Below are 18,403 nucleotides of genomic sequence, written 5' to 3' on the forward strand. Positions count from 1 at the left end.
TCCGACAGCGAGGGAGTTGACGCGGAATGACCGACGAGACCACCGAACCGGCGGTGGACGCCCCCGAGGCGGCACGGGACGAGCGGGCGGACGCCGTCACCGCCCTCACCGCGCCCCCGCCCGGCTGGCCCAACCCGCTGCGCGACCCCCGGGACCGCCGGCTGCCCCGGATCGCGGGCCCGTCCGGTCTGGTCATCTTCGGGGTGACCGGCGACCTGTCCCGCAGGAAGCTGATGCCGGCCGTGTACGACCTCGCCAACCGGGGGCTGCTGCCGCCGGGCTTCTCCCTCGTGGGCTTCGCCCGCCGCGACTGGGAGGACCAGGACTTCGCGCAGGTGGTGCACGACGCGGTCAAGGAGCACGCGCGGACCCCGTTCCGCGAGGAGGTCTGGCAGCAGTTGTCGGAGGGCATGCGGTTCGTGCCCGGCGACTTCGACGACGACCACGCCTTCGACCAGCTACGCGAGGCGGTCGACGAACTGGACACCTCCCGGGGCACCAGCGGCAACTACGCCTTCTACCTCTCCGTGCCGCCGAAGTTCTTCCCCAAGGTGGTGCAGCAGCTCAAGAAGCACGGTCTGGCCGACGCGCCCGAAGGATCCTGGCGGCGCGCGGTGATCGAGAAACCGTTCGGGCACGACCTGACGTCCGCGCAGGAGCTCAACGCGATCGTGCACGAGGTGTTCGACCCGGAGCAGGTCTTCCGCATCGACCACTACCTGGGCAAGGAGACCGTCCAGAACATCCTGGCGCTGCGCTTCGCCAACCAGATGTTCGAACCGATCTGGAACCGGTCCTTCGTGGACCACGTGCAGATCACCATGGCCGAGGACATCGGCATCGGCGGCCGGGCCGGCTACTACGACGGCATCGGCGCCGCCCGCGACGTCATCCAGAATCACCTCCTCCAGCTCATGGCCCTCACCGCCATGGAGGAACCCGCCTCCTTCGACGCGGCGTCGCTGCTGACCGAGAAGCTGAAGGTGTTCCGGGCCGTGCGGCTGCCCGAGGACCTGGGCCTGCACACGGTGCGCGGGCAGTACGCGGCCGCCTGGCAGGGCGGCGCGAAGGTGCGCGGCTACCTCGAGGAGGAGGGCATCGACCCGTCCTCCACCACCGACACCTACGCGGCGATCAAACTCGGGGTGGACAACCGCCGCTGGGCGGGCGTCCCCTTCTACCTGCGCACCGGCAAGCGGCTGGGCCGCCGGGTCACCGAGATCGCGGTGGTCCTCCAGCGGGCGCCGCACTCCCCCTTCGACACCACGGCCACCGAGGAGCTCGGCCAGAACGCCATCGTGATCCGCGTCCAGCCGGACGAGGGCATGACGGTGCGGTTCGGCTCCAAGGTGCCCGGGACCTCCATGGAGCTGCGGGACGTGACGATGGACTTCGCCTACGGCGAGTCGTTCACCGAGTCCAGCCCGGAGGCCTACGAACGGCTCATCCTGGACGTCCTCCTGGGCGACGCCAACCTGTTCCCCCGCCACCAGGAAGTGGAGGAGTCCTGGAGGATCCTCGACCCGATCGAGGAGTACTGGGCGTCGCACGGCAGGCCCGCGCAGTACACATCGGGCAGCTGGGGACCCGCGGAGGCCGACGAGATGCTCGCACGAGACGGACGGAGCTGGCGCAGGCCATGAAGATCGACCTGACCGACACCACGGCAAGCAAGATCAACAAGGCGCTGGTGCAGGGCCGCCGGGCCATCGGCACCCCGGCCGTGGGCATGGTCCTGACGATGGTGATCGTCACGGACGAGGAGAACGCCTACGACTCGATCAAGGCGGCCGAGGAGGCCTCGCACGAGCACCCCGCGCGCACCCTGGTCGTCATCAAGCGGCACACCCGCAACCCGCGCGAACGCACCCGGTCCCGGCTCGACGCCGAGGTACGGGTGGGCTCGGAGTCCGGCACCGGTGAGACGGTGGTGCTGCGCACCTACGGCGAGGTGTCCGAGCACGCCGACTCGGTGGTGCTGCCGCTGCTGCTGCCGGACGCCCCGGTGGTGGTGTGGTGGCCGGCCGACGCGCCTGAGAACCCCTCCCGCGACCCGCTCGGCGCGCTGGGCCAGCGCCGGATCACCGACCTGTACACGGTCGAGAACCCGATGGAGACCCTGCGCGCCCGGCAGCGCACCTACGCGCCCGGCGACACCGACCTCGCCTGGACCCGGCTGACCCTGTGGCGCTCCATGCTGGCCGCCGCCCTCGACCAGGCCCGGGACCCCGTCACCTCCGCGGCCGTCGAGGCGGAGGCGGGGAACCCGGCCGCGGAGCTGCTGGCGCGCTGGCTGGAGGCCCGGCTGCGGGTCCCCGTCGAGCGGGTGGTGACCGCGGGCCCCGCGGTCACGGCGGTCCGGCTGGGCACCGAGGACGGCGAGATCGTCATCGACCGCCCCGAGGGCCCCCTGGCCACGCTCACCCTGCCCGGCCAGCCCGCGCGCCGGCTGGCCCTGAAGGTCCGCTCCACCTCCGAACTCATCGCCGAGGAGCTCAGGCGCCTCGACGCGGACGAGATGTACGCCGTCGCCCTGCGCGGCGAGGCCACCGAGGAGATCCCCGCCCATGTCTGACGTCCCCGAACCGACCCGCCGCCCCGAGTGGGCCGCCCTGGAACAGCACCGCGCGCAGGGCGTCCCGGGCCTGCGCGAACTGTTCGACGCCGACCCCTCCCGCGCGCAGCGGTACGTCGTGCACGTCGGCGACCTCCGCATCGACTACTCCAAGCACCTGGTCACCGACGAGACGCTGCGGCTGTTGCGTGAACTGGCCGCGGCCACGGACGTGTTCGGGCTGCGGGACGCGATGTTCCGCGGGGAGCGGATCAACACCACCGAGGACCGTGCGGTGCTGCACACCGCGCTGCGGGCGCCGCGGGACGCGGTGATCGAGGTCGACGGGGAGAACGTCGTCCCGGCCGTGCACGCGGTGCTGGACCGGATGGCCGACTTCGCGGACCGGGTCCGCTCCGGGGAGTGGACCGGCCACACGGGCCGGCGCATCCGCAACGTCGTCAACATCGGCATCGGCGGCTCGGACCTGGGCCCGGCGATGGCCTACGAGGCGCTGCGTGCCCACACCGCGCGGGACCTGACGTTCCGTTTCGTCTCCAACGTCGACGGCGCCGACCTCCACGAGGCGATCCGGGACCTGGATCCGGCGGAGACGCTGTTCATCGTGGCGTCGAAGACGTTCACCACGATCGAGACGGTCACCAACGCCACGTCCGCCCGCGCCTGGCTGCTCGACGGACTCGGGGACGAGAAGGCGGTGGCGCGGCACTTCGTCGCCCTGTCGACGAACGCGGAGAAGGTCGCCGGGTTCGGGATCGACACGGCGAACATGTTCGAGTTCTGGGACTGGGTCGGCGGGCGGTACTCGTACGACTCGGCGATCGGGCTGTCGTTGATGATCGCGATCGGTCCGGACCGGTTCCGGGAGATGCTGGACGGCTTCCGGATCGTCGACGAGCACTTCCGCACCGCCCCGCCGGAGGCCAACGCACCGCTGCTGCTCGGTCTGCTGGGGGTCTGGTACAACAACTTCCACGACGCGCAGTCGCACGCGGTGCTGCCGTACTCGCACTACCTGTCGAAGTTCACCGCCTACCTCCAGCAGCTCGACATGGAGTCCAACGGCAAGTCGGTGGACCGCCAGGGCCGCCCCGTGACCTGGCAGACCGGTCCGGTCGTGTGGGGCACGCCGGGCACCAACGGGCAGCACGCCTACTACCAGTTGATCCACCAGGGCACCAAGCTGATCCCCGCCGACCTGATCGGCTTCGTCCGCCCCGTCGCGGAGCTGAGCGACCGGCTGAAGGCGCAGCACGACCTGCTGATGGCCAACCTGCTCGCGCAGGGACAGGCGCTCGCGTTCGGCAAGACCGCCGAGGAGGTGCGCGCCGAGGGCGTGCCCGAGGAGCAGGTGCCGCACCGCACCTTCCGGGGCGACCACCCCACCACCACGATCCTGGCCACCGCGCTGACCCCCTCGGTGCTGGGCCAGCTGGTCGCCCTCTACGAGCACAAGGTGTTCGTGCAGGGCGCCATCTGGAACATCGACTCCTTCGACCAGTGGGGCGTCGAACTCGGCAAGGTGCTCGCCAAGCGCGTGGAGCCCGCGCTCACCGAGGGCGCCGACGTCCCCGGCCTCGACCCGTCCACGGCCGCGCTGGTGGCCGCCTACCGCGAACGCAGGAAGTGAACTGACATGCAGATCGGTCTTGTTGGTCTCGGCAAAATGGGCGGCAACATGCGCCAGCGCCTCCGCAACGCCGGCCACACCGTCATCGGCTTCGACACCAACCCCGAAGTGTCCGACGTGCCGCACCTGTCCGACCTGGTCGGCCAGCTCGAAGGGCCGCGCGCGGTGTGGGTGATGGTCCCGGCCGGCGCCGCCACCCAGAACGTCATCGACCAGCTCGGCAGCCTGCTCAAGCCCGGGGACACCGTCGTGGACGGCGGCAACTCCCGCTGGACGGACGACGAGAAGCACGCCAAGGAGCTGGGCGCCCGGGGCATCGGCTTCGTCGACGCGGGCGTCTCCGGCGGCGTGTGGGGCCTGGAGCACGGCTACGCCCTGATGGTCGGCGGCGACGAGGAGCACGTGGAGCGGCTCCAGCCGATCTTCCGCGCCCTCAAGCCGGACGGCCCGTACGGGTACGTCCACGCGGGCAAGGTCGGCGCCGGGCACTTCGCGAAGATGGTCCACAACGGCATCGAGTACGCCATGATGCAGGCCTACGCCGAGGGCTGGGAGCTGCTGGAGAAGGTCGACTCGGTGGACAACGTCCGTGAGGTGTTCCGCTCCTGGCAGGACGGCACCGTCATCCGCTCCTGGCTGCTCGACCTGGCCGTCGGCGCCCTCGACGAGGATGAGCATCTCCACCGCCTGCGCGGCTACGCCGAGGACTCGGGCGAGGGCCGCTGGACGGTGGAGGCGGCCATCGACAACGCCGTGCCGCTGCCCGCGATCACCGCGTCCCTGTTCGCCCGGTTCGCCTCCCGGCAGGAGGACTCGCCGCAGATGAAGATGATCGCCGCGCTGCGCAAACAGTTCGGCGGCCACGCCGTCGAGTCCGCGAAGAAGGCGTAAGGCCCATGGGGGATCTGCTGCTGGCGCGGCACGGCGAGACGGAGTGGAGCAGGGCGGGCCGCCACACCGGCGGCACCGACCTGCCGCTGACGCCCGCCGGTGAGGCCCAGGCCCGGTCCCTGGCCCCGCTGCTGGCGGACCGTGCCTTCACCCTGGTCCTCGCCAGCCCGCTGGCCCGCGCCCGCCGCACCGCCGAGCTGGCGGGCCTGGCCGGCGCCGAGCCGGAGCCGGACCTGCGCGAGTGGGACTACGGCGCGTACGAGGGCGTGACCACCGCGGACATCCGCGCCACCCGGCCGGACTGGGATCTGTGGACCGACGGGGTGCCGCCCGGCGAGCGGTTCCCCGGCGAGTCCCCGGAGCAGGTCGGCGCCCGCGCCGACCGGGTGCTGGACCGGGTCGCCGGGGCCCTGGAGCGGGGGGACGTGATGCTGGTCGGCCACGGTCATCTGCTGCGGGTCCTCACCGCCCGCCGCCTGGGCCTCCCCCCGTCCGACGGCCGCCTGTTCCGCCTGGAGACGGGCACCCTGAGCCGTCTGTCCCTGGAGCACGGCTCCCCGGTGATCGCGGAGTGGAACACCCGGCCGCCCGTGCCCGCGCAGGGCTGACCGCTCCGACCGTCACGGCGCGTCCCGCCGGTCCCTTCCGGCCGGCGGGACGCGCCGTCGCCGTCTCCGGGGCGTGCCGACGGCGCGTCAGCGACCGATCAGGAATCGAGAAGCACCGGCGGGGGCCGTCCGCCTAGGCTGTCGGTGGCGCGCGGCGCCCGGGGCGGGGGGACCCGCCGGGCCGGCTGTGGACCACGGCCGTGAACGCGCCGCCACGGGCCGGCCGGACGCACCTCGCCGCCGGCCGGGACGAGCCGGGGAACGCCGGCGGGGACCGCGACGACGGCCCCGCCCGACGGATGGAGAACCACGACCATGGTCACGAGCACGGGCCCGCAGCGGCCGGGCGGTCACGTCGCCGACAGCCACGACCTGATCCGCGTGTACGGGGCGCGCGAGAACAACCTCAAGGACGTCAGCGTCGAGCTGCCCAAGCGCCGCCTGACCGTGTTCACCGGCGTGTCCGGCTCGGGCAAGAGCTCGCTGGTCTTCGACACCATCGCCGCCGAGTCGCAGCGGATGATCAACGAGACGTACAGCGCCTTCGTGCAGGGGTTCATGCCCACGCTGGCCCGTCCCGAGGTCGACGTGCTCGAGGGCCTCACCACGGCGATCACCGTCGACCAGCAGCGGATGGGCTCCGACCCGCGCTCCACGGTCGGCACCGCCACCGACGCCAACGCGATGCTGCGCATCCTCTTCAGCCGGCTCGGCAAGCCCTACTTCGGCCCGCCCGGGGCGTTCTCCTTCAACGTGGCCTCGGTGTCGGCGAGCGGCGGCTTCACCGTCGACCGCGGCGCCGAGAAGACCAAGACGGAGAAGGTGACGTTCTCCCGGACCGGCGGCATGTGCACCCGCTGCGAGGGCCGCGGCACCGTCACCGACATCGACCTCACCCAGCTCTACGACGACTCCAAGTCGCTGAGCGAGGACCCCTTCACCATCCCCACCTACACCGGCGGCGGCTGGGTGGTGCGGGTCATCGCCGAGTCGGGCTTCTTCGACCCGGACAAGCCGATCCGGAAGTACACCAAGAAGGAACTCCACGACTTCCTGTACCGCGAGCCCACCAAGGTGAAGATCGGCGGGGTCAACCTCACCTACGAGGGGCTGATCCCCAAGCTGCAGAAGTCGATGCTCAGCAAGGACCGTGAGGCGATGCAGCCGCACATCCGGGCCTTCGTGGACCGGGCGGTCACCTTCACCGACTGCCCCGAGTGCGACGGCACCCGGCTCACCGAGGGCGCCCGCTCCTCGAAGATCGAGGGCATCAGCATCGCCGACGCCTGCGCCATGGAGATCAGGGACCTGGCCGAGTGGGTGCGCGGCCTCGACGAGCCGTCCGTGGCGCCGCTGCTCACCGCGCTGCAGCACACCCTCGACTCGTTCGTGGAGATCGGCCTGGGCTATCTCTCGCTGGACCGGCCGTCGGGCACCCTGTCCGGCGGTGAGGCGCAGCGGGTCAAGATGATCCGGCACCTCGGCTCGTCGCTCACCGACGTCACGTACGTCTTCGACGAGCCCACCATCGGGCTGCACCCGCACGACATCCAGCGGATGAACGACCTGCTGCTGCGGCTGCGCGACAAGGGCAACACGGTGCTCGTGGTCGAGCACAAGCCGGAGGCCATCGCGATCGCCGACCACGTCGTCGACCTGGGTCCCGGCGCCGGCACCGGGGGCGGCACGGTCTGTTTCGAGGGCACCGTCGAGGGGCTGCGGGCCAGCGGCACGATCACCGGCCGCCACCTCGACGACCGCGCCTCTCTCAAGGACACCGTCCGCGAGCCCGCCGGCGCCCTGGAGATCCGCGGCGCCTCGGCGAACAACCTGCGGAACGTCGACGTCGACATCCCGCTCGGCGTGCTCACCGTCGTCACCGGCGTGGCCGGCTCCGGCAAGAGCTCCCTGGTGCACCGCTCGATCCCGTCCGGCCAGGGCGTGATCGCGGTCGACCAGACCCCGATCCGCGGCTCCCGGCGCAGCAACCCCGCCACCTACACCGGACTCCTCGAGCCGATCCGCAAGGCGTTCGCCAAGGCCAACGGCGTGAAGCCCGCGCTGTTCAGCGCCAACTCCGAGGGCGCCTGCCCCACCTGCAACGGCGCCGGGGTCGTCTTCACCGACCTGGGCATGATGGCCGGCGTCTCCACCACCTGCGAGGACTGTGGCGGCAAGCGGTTCGACGCGTCGGTGCTGGAGTACCGCTTCGGCGGCCGCGACATCAGCGAGGTGCTCGGGATGTCGGTGACCGACGCGGAGGAGTTCTTCCGCGAGGGCGAGGCGCGGCTGCCGGCCGCCCACAGGATCGTGCAGCGGATGGCGGACGTCGGGCTCGGCTACCTCACCCTCGGCCAGCCGCTCACCACCCTCTCCGGCGGAGAACGCCAGCGCCTCAAGCTCGCCACGCACATGGGCGAGAAGGGCGGGGTGTACGTGCTCGACGAGCCGACCACCGGTCTGCACCTCGCCGACATCGAGCAGCTCCTCCGGCTGCTCGACCGGCTGGTCGACTCCGGCAAGTCGGTGATCGTCATCGAGCACCACCAGGCCGTCATGGCGCACGCCGACTGGATCATCGACCTGGGCCCCGGCGCCGGCCACGACGGCGGACGGGTCGTCTTCGAGGGCACCCCGGCCGAGCTGGTCGCCGCCCGCTCCACGCTGACCGGCGAGCACCTCGCGCAGTACGTCGGCGCCTGAGCGACCGGGCGCGCCGGGGCCTGCTCGGCTCGGGGATGTCCGGCACGTGCGCGCGCCACCGCGGGCATGTGCCGGACATCCCCCCGGGCCCCGGCGCCTACGTCCCGGCGCCGCGGCGCGGGATGCCGTACGCCCGTTCGACGCGCAGCCGCAGCACCAGCCGGCGGTCGCGGACCATCGCCGCCCGGTACCCCTCCCAGTCCTCGTGCTCGCCGTTGACGTCCCGGTACAGCCGGATCAGCTCCTCCACCGTCTCGTCGTACGGCTGCCCGGCGACCGGCGACAGCTCGGCGGTGCCCTCGGCCACCGTGTAGGCCCAGCGGTCCGGGGTGGTGACGTGGTAGGACGCCCGGGGGTCGCGCCGCAGGTTGCGGGTCTTCGCCCGGTCCTCGGTGAGGGAGACGCGGATGATCCGCTCGTCGGGGTAGTAGGCGTGCATGACGTTGGACAGCTGGGGCCGTCCGTCGCGTTTCAGCGTGACGAGCACTCCGTCGTGCCCCTCGGAGAGCAGGGCGAGCAGTGCGTTCTGTTCTGCGTCCTGGGTCATGCTTCGATCAACGGCCCGCACCGGGCCGGCGTTCCCCGGAGGTGTGCGATGGCGGTACTGCGGCAGGAGGCCGACCCCGGCGAGGCCGGGCTGGACGCGGACGCGCTGGGACGGCTGGACCGGGAACTGGCCCGCCGGGTCGACGACGGGGAGATGCCCGGGTTCCTGGTGGCCGTCGCCCGTGCGGGGCGCGTGGCGCATCTGACGGCGTACGGGGCGCGGGACGTGGCGGCCGGACTGCCGGTGGAGAGCGACACCCTGTGGCGGATCTACTCCATGACCAAGCCGGTCACCACCGTGGGCGCGCTGATGCTGGTGGAGGACGGGCTGCTGTCCCTGGACGACGAGGTGGGCCGGCACCTCCCGGCGTTCGCGGAGCCGCGCGTGTACGTGGACGGCTCGGGCGAGGAGGTGCGGACGCGTCCGGCGTCCGGCCCGCTGCTGGTGCGGCACCTGATGACGCACACCGCCGGACTGACGTTCGCCTTCTACCACGCCCATCCGGTCGACGCGCTGTACCGCGCGGCCGGGCTGGAGTCGTCGGTGGCACCGGGCACGGACCTCGCCGGGACGACGGACGTGTACGCCGGCCTGCCGTTGCTGTTCGACCCGGGCACGCGGTGGAACTACTCCGTCGCCACGAACGTGCTCGGCCGGATCGTCGAGGTCGTCTCCGGGCGCCCCCTCGACACGTATCTGACCGAGCGTGTCTTCCGGCCGCTCGGCATGACGGACGCCGGGTTCGAGGTGAGCGACGCGCAGGCGGACCGGCTCGCGGAGCTGTACGGCGAGACGGACGCGGGCGGCATCGAGCCGATCGCCGGACTGCCGCTGCGGGGCCGCCCCCGCTTCCTGTCCGGCAGCGGCGGCATGGTGGCCTCCGCCCACGACATGCACCGCTTCATGGAACTGCTGCGCCGCAACGGCGAACTCGACGGCACGCGGCTGCTCCGCCCGGAGACGGTCCGGCTGATGACCCGCAACCACCTCCCGGGCGGCGCCGATCTGCGCACCGCGGGCGTCCCCCCGCACGACGACCCCGGCAACGAGGGCGTCGGGTTCGGCCTCGGCGTCTCCGTGGTCGTCGACCCGTCGCGCACCCGGGAACCGTCCGGTCCCGGCGCCTACGGCTGGAGCGGGGTGGCCACCACCACCTTCTGGGTCGACCCCGGCCGCGACCTGACCGTGCAGTTCTACACGCAGGTGCGGCCCAGGTCCTCCCACACCGTCTTCCGCGACCTCAAACGGCTGGTGCACGAGGCACTCGCCGGATGACTCCTCGCGGTGGCCGGTCCGCCGGCCGGCGGGGCGTCAGGACAGGTGCGCCACCGCGTCCAGGTGCGGCAGGTGGTGGTCGAGCCGCTCCCGCTTGGTGCGCAGGTAGGTGATGTTGCTCTCGCACGGCTCGATCAGCAGCGGCACCTGTTCCTCGACCTGCACGCCGTGCCGCACCAGCGCCTCCCGCTTGCGCGGGTTGTTGGACATCAGCCGCACCGACCGCACACCCAGGTCCTTGAGCATCCCGGCGGCGACGGCGTAGTCACGGGCGTCGACCGGCAGCCCGAGCGCCAGGTTCGCCTCCACGGTGTCCAGGCCCTCCGCCTGCAGCGCCATCGCGCGCAGCTTGGCGAGCAGCCCGATGCCACGGCCTTCGTGGCCCCGCAAGTAGACGACGACGCCCGCGCCTTCGGCGACGACCGCGCGCAGCGCCGCGGCCAGCTGGTCCCCGCACTCGCAGTGCTGGGAGCCGAAGGCGTCGCCGGTGAGGCACTCCGAGTGCAGCCGGGTGAGCACCCGGTCCGCGCCCAGGTCGCCGTGGACGAGGGCCACCTGTTCGTCACCGCGGTCGTGGTCCAGGTAACCGACCGCCTGGAACGCCCCGTACACAGTGGGCAGCGGCGCATTCACGACGCGCTCCACACCGGTCCGCCGCTGAGACTGCGTGCCGAGTACGCCTATTTTTTCTGTCATGATTCCCGAGTTCCTAAGCAGAGACGAAAGGCCGTGACGGATATGGGTGGTTCACACGAGCGATCGGCGGCATACGGCCCGGTGCACGGTCTGTTGCCGGCGGACACTACTGAGGATGTACGGACGCGGGGAGCCGGCGTCTCACGTCAGATCGCGGTACTTCCGGTCGGGAGTTACGAACAGCACGGTCCCTTCCTGCCGCTGGCGACGGACACCCTGGTCGCCTGCGCGATCGCGAGGGCGGTCGCCGACGCCCACCCCGTGCACCTCCTGCCTCCGGTGACGGTCTCCTGCTCGCACGAGCACGCGGCCTGGCCGGGGACGGTGTCCCTCTCCTCCGTGACCCTGCACGCGGTGGTGCGGGACATCGCCGACTCGCTGCGCCGCTCGGGCGTCGACACCCTGGTCCTGGTCAACGGGCACGGCGGCAACTACGTGCTGGGCAACGTCGTCCAGGAGGCCTCCGCGCGCGGTGAGCGGATGGCGCTCTTCCCCGCCCCCGAGGACTGGGAGGCGGCGCGGGTGCGCGCCGGAGTCGAAACATCGCTGCTGACCGACATGCACGCGGGTGAAATCGAGACGTCCATTCTTCTGCACACTTCTCCCGAGGTTCTCCGTCCCGGTTACGAAACGTCCGACCACGTCTCGGACGACCGGCGTCATCTGCTCACCACCGGAATGTCCGCCTATACGGATTCCGGTGTCATCGGCCGGCCGTCGCTGGGCACCGCGGAAAAGGGGAAGGAACTTCTCGCGAGCCTGGCGGATTCCTTCGCCGCGTATTTCTCGCTCCTGGCCTCCGACGGCTGAGCGGGAATCCGGACGGCCGGACCCGGCCTGTCCGGCCCCGGCGTGTCCGGGGCGAGCGGGCGGGGCCGGGGAACGGCCGGGGACTGTGGTGCGGGCCGTGCGGGGTCCGCCGCGCGGCGGGCGCGGACCGCCGCGTACCACCGGGCCACCAGCACCGCCGCGCCCGGCAGGCTGGCCACCAGGCTGAGCACGCCGTACACCAGGGCGACCGTCAGCCCTTGTCCCGCGCCGAACCCCGCCGCGCCGAACGCCCAGGCGGTGACGCCCTCGCGCGGCCCCCAGCCGCCCACGTTCAGCGGCAGGCTCATCGCCAGCAGCGCCAGCACCGCCAGCGGCAGCAGCTCCGTCACCGACGCCCCGGCCCCGGCGACGTCCGCGGCGAGGACGAACATGGCGACGTACCCGGCGAGGACCACCACGGACGAGACGAGCACGCCCGGCGCGGTGCTCCGTGAGAACAGGACCTGCCGCGCCTCGGCGAGCATTCCGCGTACGGCCCGCGGCTTCAGCCCGGACGGCGCCCGGTCCATCCGCAGGGCCAGCACCACCGCGCACGCCCCCAGCAGGCCGAGCCCGGCCGGCGGGGCGGCCTGCCGCACCTGGTCGTGGACCGGGGACGGCACGGTCAGCAGGACCACTCCCCCGGCGGCGAACAGCGCGAGCTGACCGGCCGTCCGCTCCAGCACCACCGCCCGTATCCCCCGCCCGAGGTCACCGGCGTCCTGGCCGTGCCGGACGGCTCGGTGCACATCGCCCAGGACGCCGCCGGGCAGCGCCGCGTTGAGGAACAGGGACCGGTAGTAGTCCGCCACGGCCGCGCCGAACGGCAGCCCGATGCCGATGCCGCGCGCCACGAGCGCCCAGCGCCAGGCGCTGAACGCCGTGGTCAGCAGCCCGATGCCGAGGGCGGCGGCCAGCGCGGGCCCGTCGATGCGCCGCACCCCGTCCACGAAGGCGCCGGTGCCGAGCCGCCAGAACAGCACGGCGAGGATGAGCACACCGGCGAGGGAGCCCAGGCGGGTGCGCACGGCGGGGCTGCCGAGCCGCCGGAGCGGGCGGCGGGCGCCGCGCCCGGCCGCCGACGGCCCCGTCGAGGGCTCCTCCGCCTCGGCCGTCTCCCCCGTGTGCGTGCTCATGCGCCGCCGTCCACCGGCCGGCACAGGGCGAGCAGGTCGGTGTGGTGCACGACCGCCCGCAACTCCCCTGCCGCGCAGGCTTCGAGCCGCTCGGTCAGGTAGGCGTCGGCACGCTTCGCCATGTCCGGCCGTTCCTCGACCGCCGCTCCGACCCAGCCGCGCAGCCACTGCTCGGTCAGCGCGGCCTGCTCCGGGCCGAGCCGCCACGGGCTGGGATTCAGCCGTACGGTCGCGCCGTGCCCGGTGAACGCCTCGGCGGCGACGGTGACCGCGTCCGGGCCGAGGAGGCCGCCGCGGCGCTGGTGGGCGTTGAACGCCTCGGTGACCTCCGCGTCCATCGGGTGCGGCTCCGTCAGCTCCACGCGTCCGGCCACCGACAGGGTGAGCAGCGCCGGACATCCGGCTCCCGCGCAGGCGGCGGCCAGCGCGCCGACCTCCTCGCGGGTGAGGACGTCGAGCAGGGCGGACGCCGTCACCAGGGAGGCGCCGGACAGCGCGTCGGAGGTGAGCCGGGCGACGTCGCCGCGCCGGGTCTCGACGGTCACGTGGCTGCCGTCGGCGGCGGAGCGCGGGGAGGCGACGGCCGCGAAGTGCAGCAGGTAGGGGTCGCGGTCGTGCAGCACCCAGTGCTGGGTGCCGTCCAGACGGGGCGCCAGCCAGCGGCCCATGGAGCCGGTGCCGCAGCCGATGTCGTGCACGACGAGACCGCCGCCGGCCCGTCCGGGCAGGTTGGCGAGCCGGATGCGCAGCGGGTCCAGCAGGTCGCACGAGCGGGCGGCGGCGTCGGCCGGTTCGCGCAGCTGGAGCCACTCGGGCGCGTAGCGGGGCGGCTCCTCCTCGCCGGTGCCCCGCAGCCGCACGGTGGCCCGCTCGCCGGGGCGGGGTCCGGCGGGTCCGGCGCCGGGGATGACCGACGCGCCGTCCGTGGAGCCGCTGGGTGCCATGTCGCCCCCTGGTGTCGCGGGTGCCGCGTCGGTGACGTCCCGGGGTCCGGGCTGGGCCGGGATCGCGGCGGCGGGCTGGGGGGTGGTCGGTCGTGTCATGCCGCCTCCCCGGACGCGGTGGGGAGCCGGCGCAGGACTCCCGCGAGGCTCTGTGCGGTGCCGGCCCAGCCGCCGAGCGCGGCCCGCCGCCCGCGGGCGGCCGTCTTCAGCCGCCGTCGCACGTCGGCCTCGCCGAACCAGCCGCGCAGTTCGGCGGCGATCGCGGCCGGGTTCTCCGGCGGGACGAGGATGCCGGGCACCCCGCCGTCGGGGGCGCGGCCGACGGCCTCGGGCAGCCCGCCGACGTCGGTCGCCAGCACCGGGATGCCGCGGGCGAGGGCCTCGGTGACGGCCATGCCGTAGGTCTCCGCGTAGGAGGTGAGGACCATCAGGTCTGCGGTGGCGTACACGGCGTCGAGTGCGGCGCCGGTCTTCGGGCCGGTCAGCTCCAGCCGGTCCTCCAAGCCGTGTCGGCGGATGAGGCCGCGCAGGTGGGTCACGTACTCGGGGTCGTGGGCGAGGCCGCCGACCAGGGAGCAGGTCCACGGCAGGTCGGTCACCGCGGCCAGCGCCTCCACCAGCCGGTGCTGGCCCTTGCGCGGGGTCACCGCGGCGACGCACAGCAGGTGCGAGACGCCGTCGGTGCCGGGCGCGAGGGGCGCGATGTCGGCGCCGGGGGCGGCGACATGGACCCGCTCGGGGGCGAGTCCGTGGTGGGAGACGAGCCGGCGCACCGCCCACTCGCTGGTGGCGACGACGGCGGGCACGGCCCGCAGCACCGCGCGTTCGCGGGCGTCCAGTTCGGCGGCGACGGCCGCGTCCAGGCCGGTCTCGTCGCCGAGCGGCAGGTGGACGAGCACCGCCATGCGCAGGCGTCCCTCCTCCGCCTCGGGGACGATGATCTCCGGCACCCCGCAGGCGACCAGCCCGTCGAGCAGGACGACCGCGCCGTCGGGGAGTGCGCGCAGGGTGCGGGCGAGTTCGGCGCGGGCGGCGGCGTCGGGGCGGGGCCAGTCACCGGCCACCGGGTGCCGGTGCGCCTGCCAGCCGAAGCCGGGCAGGTCCAGGCACACGCGCCGGTCGTAGGCGTTGCCGCCGCTGGGGGCGGACGGGTCGTCGACCCCGCCCGGCATGACGAAGTGCGCGGAGCGCAGGGACATGGGGGTGATCCCGCCGTTCCTCCGGAAGGACGCCTGCACGGGCACGTAGTCCAGGCGGCCGGCGCCGCTGCGGCCTGCCGTCCTGGTGGTCGTGTCGCGCGTCCTGCCGGTCGTCGTCCCGGGCATGTCGAAGGCCGTGTCGGTCACAGCGCACGCTCGTAACTCGCCCAGGCGATGTGCGACTCGTGCAGGGTGACGGCGATCCGCGCGATGCCCTTGGCTCCCTCCCCGAGCGCTCCCTTGTGGATGCGTTCGGCGAGCCGGTCGGCTATGACCTTGGCCAGGTACTCGGTGGACGTGTTCACCCCGGCGAAGTCGGGTTCGTTGTCGAGGTTGCGGTAGTTCAGCTCGCCGACGACGGCCCCGAGTTCCTGTGTGGCCAGGCCGATGTCGACGACGATGTTGTCCTCGTCCAGCTGTTCACGCCGGAAGGTGGCGTCCACGAGGAACGTGGCTCCGTGCAGGCGCTGGGCCGGTCCGAAGACCTCGCCGCGGAAGCTGTGGGCGATCATGATGTGATCGCGGACGGTGATGCTGAACAACGGACGACCCTCCAGGTGCGGCGCGTCTGTTCCCCGCCGGTCTGAGAGGCGGGGATGTCGAGTAGTACGGCTGGCTTCCTTCCCGTGTTCAGCGCGTGTCGCGTCTTTTCTCAGGTCAGGCGTGTGCGCCGGGTCCGGGGTCGCCGTAGCGCACCCGGTGGCACAGTGCGGGGACGTCGCCGGAGGCGAGGCGGGGCATGACGTCGGGCAGTTCCTCGAAGGGCGACTCACCGGTGACGAGGGCGTCGAGGGCAGGGTCGGCGAGCAGGTCGAGGGCGAGGGCGAGACGGTCCCCGTAGCCGCGGTGCGCGCGGGCCGGGGAGACGGTGCCGACCTGGCTGCCCCGGACGGTCAGCCGCCGGGAGTGGAACGCCTCGCCCAGCGGCACGTTCACCTTCCGGTCGCCGTACCAGCTGAGCTCGACGACGGTGCCCTCGGGCCGGAGCAGTTCCAGCGCGCGGGCGAGTCCCTGTTCGGTGGCGCTGGCGTGCACCACCAGGTCGCACTCCCCGTCGGCGTCCGCGGGCAGGGCGAAGTCCACGCCGAGGGCCTCGGCGGTCTTCGCCCGCGCCGGGTCGGCGTCGACGAGCTGGACGCGCACGCCGGGGAAGCGGGCGAGCAGCGCGGCCACCGAGCAGCCGACCATCCCGCCGCCGACCACGGCGATCCGGTCGCCGACCAGGGGCGCCGCGTCCCACAGGGCGTTGACGGCGGTCTCCACGGTGCCGGCGAGCACCGCCCGCCCGGCCGGCACCGACGCGGGCACCGGCGTCACGGCCGCCGCAGGCACCACGTACCGCGTCTGGTGCGGGTACAGGCAGAACACCGTCCGCCCGGTGAGCGACCCGGGCCCCTCCTCGACCACGCCGACACTCAGGTAGCCGTACTTCACCGGCGCCGGGAAGTCACCCTCCTGGAACGGCGCCCGCATCGCGGTGTGCTGACTCTCCGGCACACCCCCGCGGAACACGAGCGTCTCCGTGCCACGGCTCACCCCCGAGTACAGGGCGCGCACCAGAACCTCGTCCGGGCCCGGCTCCGGCAGGTCCACGTCACGGATCTCCCCCCGGCCAGGCGAGTCGAGCCAGAACGCACGTGCGACGCGGTTCATCGAAGTCCTCCTGAACGATCGGGATCCTGCGCGCGTACCGAGTGGTGCACAGGCCGCGCACAAGGTAGCGGCGCTGATCGACTCTGTCACACGGCCGGAGGGTGTTCGGTGGCCCTGAACAACACGTACGACGCGAGGCTCGTCCAGCAGGAGACCGCCCTGGGGGCGGGCGTGCAGATCCTGCTGCTGGCCCTGATCGGCACCACGATCGGCATGGGCCCCGCGGGGTGGGTCACGGGCCTCGTGTTCGCGACCGCCACCTGGGCGGTGCTGTCCCGGGCCCTGCACCGGGCGGGGTCGCGCACCTTCGGGCCGGCGAACCGGGTCACCCTCGGCCGGGCCACCCTCGTCGGCGGGGTGACCGCGCTGGTGGCGGACTCCTTCCAGGACACACCCCCTGTCTCCCTCTTCGTCGGCCTGACGGCCGTCGCCCTCGTCCTCGACGGCGTCGACGGCAAGGTCGCCCGCAGGACCGGCACCTCCACCCCGCTGGGCGCCCGCTTCGACATGGAGGTCGACGCCTTCCTGATCCTGGTGCTCAGCGTGTACGTGTCGATGGCGACGGGCCCCTGGGTGCTGCTGATCGGCGCCATGCGCTACGTGTTCGTCGCTGCGGCCCGCGTCTGGCCCTGGCTGACCGCGCCGCTCCCTCCCAGCACGGCCCGCAAGACGGTGGCCGCGCTCCAAGGCGTCCTGCTGCTGGTGGCGGCCTCCGCGCTCCTTCCTCACCTGGTGAACACCGGCATCGTGGCGCTGGCCCTCGGCCTGCTGGTGTGGTCGTTCGGCCGTGACGTGCTGTGGCTGTTCCGCACGCACCGGGCGACGCGGACGGCCCCGGCGACGACCATGCACAGGGCACCGCGCGAACTCGTGGCGGGCTGAGGCCACCCGAGCTGACGTCAGTCCGGTGACGTCATCGAGCAGGCGTCACGGAGCCGAGGTCACCGGGCCGGCGGCACCTGGCCGATCTCACCGAGCTGACGTCACCGGCCGGCCTCACCGTGCTGACGTCGTCGACCGCCTCCCTCAGCCGACGGCCCTCGACCGCATGCCCGCCAGCCGGCGCCCGCGAGCCGCCCGGCTACTCGATCCCCGTGGCGTCCAGCAGCCGTACCAGCTCCTTCCGCCCGTACCCGAGCCGTCTCGACCGGTGGGCGGCCGTCAGCACCAGGTGCGCCACCTCCTCGGGGGCGTCACCGTCCCGTCCCTCGGCATCGAGCCACTTCCCCGGTCCGTCGGCCACCCCCAGGCTGTTCATCACCACCCCGTGGTCGCGGCGGACCTCTGCGACCGTGCCGGCGACGGCGTCCAGCAGCGTCTTCCCGGGACGCTCGCACTCCAGGGCGAAGTGCCCGTGGTCCGCGGGCACGCACCCTTCGGGCGGCCTCGCGCGCAGCCCCGCGTACCGCTCGTCCCCGAAGCCGCAGCCTCCGTCCTCCTCGTGCACCAGCACGAAGCGATGACTTCCCGGCCGGACCGGGGGCGGCGGGGGCGTGTACTCCCACCCCGCGTCCTCGTACAACTGCCGCTTCACCTCCTCCTCGTCGGCGTGGGTCACGGTGAAGCCGTTGGTCTCGTTGCGTCCGGTGACCGTGCCGTCCGCGTTCCGCATGAACTGCAGGCTCATGGTGTCTCCCCCCGTCGTCGGTGTCCCACGGAGACGACGACCGCCCCCGTCACCCCGTCGAACGGCCCGCACGGCCGCCACGTGCCCGCTTCGCTCCTTATCACCGGAT

Annotated in this window: 16 protein-coding genes and 1 pseudogene; 9 read left to right on the forward strand and 8 right to left on the reverse strand. The window is 73.0% G+C overall.

The annotated features are described in order from the left end of the window. Window positions 1–26: 26 nt before the first annotated feature. The 6 genes from zwf to C1708_RS04565 all read left to right on the forward strand — a co-directional run bounded on the left by zwf (window position 27) and on the right by C1708_RS04565 (window position 8,407). The gene (gene zwf / locus C1708_RS04540) at window positions 27–1,643 is read left to right on the forward strand and encodes a glucose-6-phosphate dehydrogenase (protein ID WP_106411426.1); all 1,617 of its coding nucleotides are present in this window, start codon (window positions 27–29) and stop codon (window positions 1,641–1,643) included. After that, window positions 1,640–2,575, forward strand: a complete 936-nt coding sequence (opcA, locus tag C1708_RS04545; RefSeq protein WP_106411427.1) for a glucose-6-phosphate dehydrogenase assembly protein OpcA — start codon at window positions 1,640–1,642, stop codon at window positions 2,573–2,575. The genes zwf and opcA overlap by 4 nt, the downstream gene beginning before the upstream one ends. Further along, window positions 2,568–4,205, forward strand: a complete 1,638-nt coding sequence (gene pgi, locus C1708_RS04550) for a glucose-6-phosphate isomerase (RefSeq protein ID WP_106411428.1) — start codon at window positions 2,568–2,570, stop codon at window positions 4,203–4,205. The genes opcA and pgi overlap by 8 nt, the downstream gene beginning before the upstream one ends. A gap of 6 nt (window positions 4,206–4,211) precedes the next feature. Next, entirely contained in the window at window positions 4,212–5,096 is an 885-nt protein-coding gene (gene gnd, locus C1708_RS04555) for a phosphogluconate dehydrogenase (NAD(+)-dependent, decarboxylating) (protein ID WP_106411429.1), read from the forward strand. A 5-nt stretch (window positions 5,097–5,101) separates the two neighbouring features. Beyond that, window positions 5,102–5,704, forward strand: coding sequence for a histidine phosphatase family protein (locus C1708_RS04560; RefSeq protein WP_106411430.1), 603 nt, complete (start codon window positions 5,102–5,104; stop codon window positions 5,702–5,704). A gap of 315 nt (window positions 5,705–6,019) precedes the next feature. Further along, the gene (locus C1708_RS04565; protein WP_106411431.1) at window positions 6,020–8,407 is read left to right on the forward strand and encodes an ATP-binding cassette domain-containing protein; all 2,388 of its coding nucleotides are present in this window, start codon (window positions 6,020–6,022) and stop codon (window positions 8,405–8,407) included. Between the two features lie 97 nt (window positions 8,408–8,504). Here the strand turns inward: C1708_RS04565 and C1708_RS04570 are convergent, their stop codons facing one another. Then, a complete protein-coding gene (locus tag C1708_RS04570) occupies window positions 8,505–8,954 on the reverse strand; it encodes a PPOX class F420-dependent oxidoreductase (protein WP_106411432.1) in 450 nt (149 codons plus the stop codon). A 48-nt stretch (window positions 8,955–9,002) separates the two neighbouring features. On the opposite strand from C1708_RS04570, the gene C1708_RS04575 reads away from it, so the two are divergent. Then, entirely contained in the window at window positions 9,003–10,229 is a 1,227-nt protein-coding gene (locus C1708_RS04575) for a serine hydrolase domain-containing protein (RefSeq protein WP_106411433.1), read from the forward strand. Between the two features lie 36 nt (window positions 10,230–10,265). On the opposite strand, the gene ribA is transcribed toward C1708_RS04575, so the two are convergent. Continuing rightward, entirely contained in the window at window positions 10,266–10,925 is a 660-nt protein-coding gene (gene ribA, locus C1708_RS04580) for a GTP cyclohydrolase II (RefSeq protein ID WP_106411434.1), read from the reverse strand. 42 nt (window positions 10,926–10,967) lie between these two features. On the opposite strand from ribA, the gene C1708_RS04585 reads away from it, so the two are divergent. Further along, window positions 10,968–11,735: a creatininase family protein gene (locus tag C1708_RS04585; protein WP_198602395.1), complete on the forward strand. Its 768-nt coding sequence runs from the start codon at window positions 10,968–10,970 to the stop codon at window positions 11,733–11,735. 224 nt (window positions 11,736–11,959) lie between these two features. Here the strand turns inward: C1708_RS04585 and C1708_RS34830 are convergent. The 5 genes and pseudogenes from C1708_RS34830 to C1708_RS34315 form a co-directional block, all read right to left on the reverse strand. Then, window positions 11,960–12,871: pseudogene (locus C1708_RS34830) on the reverse strand (lysylphosphatidylglycerol synthase transmembrane domain-containing protein); the annotation flags it as partial. Next, entirely contained in the window at window positions 12,868–13,914 is a 1,047-nt protein-coding gene (locus C1708_RS04595; protein ID WP_106411437.1) for a class I SAM-dependent methyltransferase, read from the reverse strand. The pseudogene C1708_RS34830 and the gene C1708_RS04595, both read right to left, overlap by 4 nt. After that, window positions 13,911–15,140: a glycosyltransferase family 4 protein gene (locus tag C1708_RS04600; protein ID WP_241911418.1), complete on the reverse strand. Its 1,230-nt coding sequence runs from the start codon at window positions 15,138–15,140 to the stop codon at window positions 13,911–13,913. The genes C1708_RS04595 and C1708_RS04600 overlap by 4 nt, the downstream gene beginning before the upstream one ends. 17 nt (window positions 15,141–15,157) lie before the next feature. After that, window positions 15,158–15,556 (reverse strand): 6-pyruvoyl trahydropterin synthase family protein, encoded by a 399-nt coding sequence (locus tag C1708_RS04605; RefSeq protein ID WP_093767521.1) that lies wholly within the window; start codon window positions 15,554–15,556, stop codon window positions 15,158–15,160. A gap of 115 nt (window positions 15,557–15,671) precedes the next feature. Continuing rightward, complete coding sequence (locus C1708_RS34315) at window positions 15,672–16,667, reverse strand: zinc-dependent alcohol dehydrogenase (RefSeq protein ID WP_106411438.1); 996 nt, start codon at window positions 16,665–16,667, stop codon at window positions 15,672–15,674. 108 nt (window positions 16,668–16,775) lie between these two features. On the opposite strand from C1708_RS34315, the gene C1708_RS04615 reads away from it, so the two are divergent. Beyond that, window positions 16,776–17,549 (forward strand): CDP-alcohol phosphatidyltransferase family protein, encoded by a 774-nt coding sequence (locus C1708_RS04615; RefSeq protein WP_106411439.1) that lies wholly within the window; start codon window positions 16,776–16,778, stop codon window positions 17,547–17,549. Window positions 17,550–17,748: 199 nt separating this feature from the next. Here C1708_RS04615 and C1708_RS04620 read toward each other — a convergent pair whose 3' ends face one another. After that, a complete protein-coding gene (locus C1708_RS04620) occupies window positions 17,749–18,294 on the reverse strand; it encodes a hypothetical protein (RefSeq protein WP_106411440.1) in 546 nt (181 codons plus the stop codon). Between the last annotated feature and the right edge of the window lie 109 nt (window positions 18,295–18,403).

This window comes from Streptomyces sp. DH-12 (assembly GCF_002899455.1).
In the GTDB taxonomy this organism is placed as follows: Bacteria; Actinomycetota; Actinomycetes; order Streptomycetales; family Streptomycetaceae; genus Streptomyces.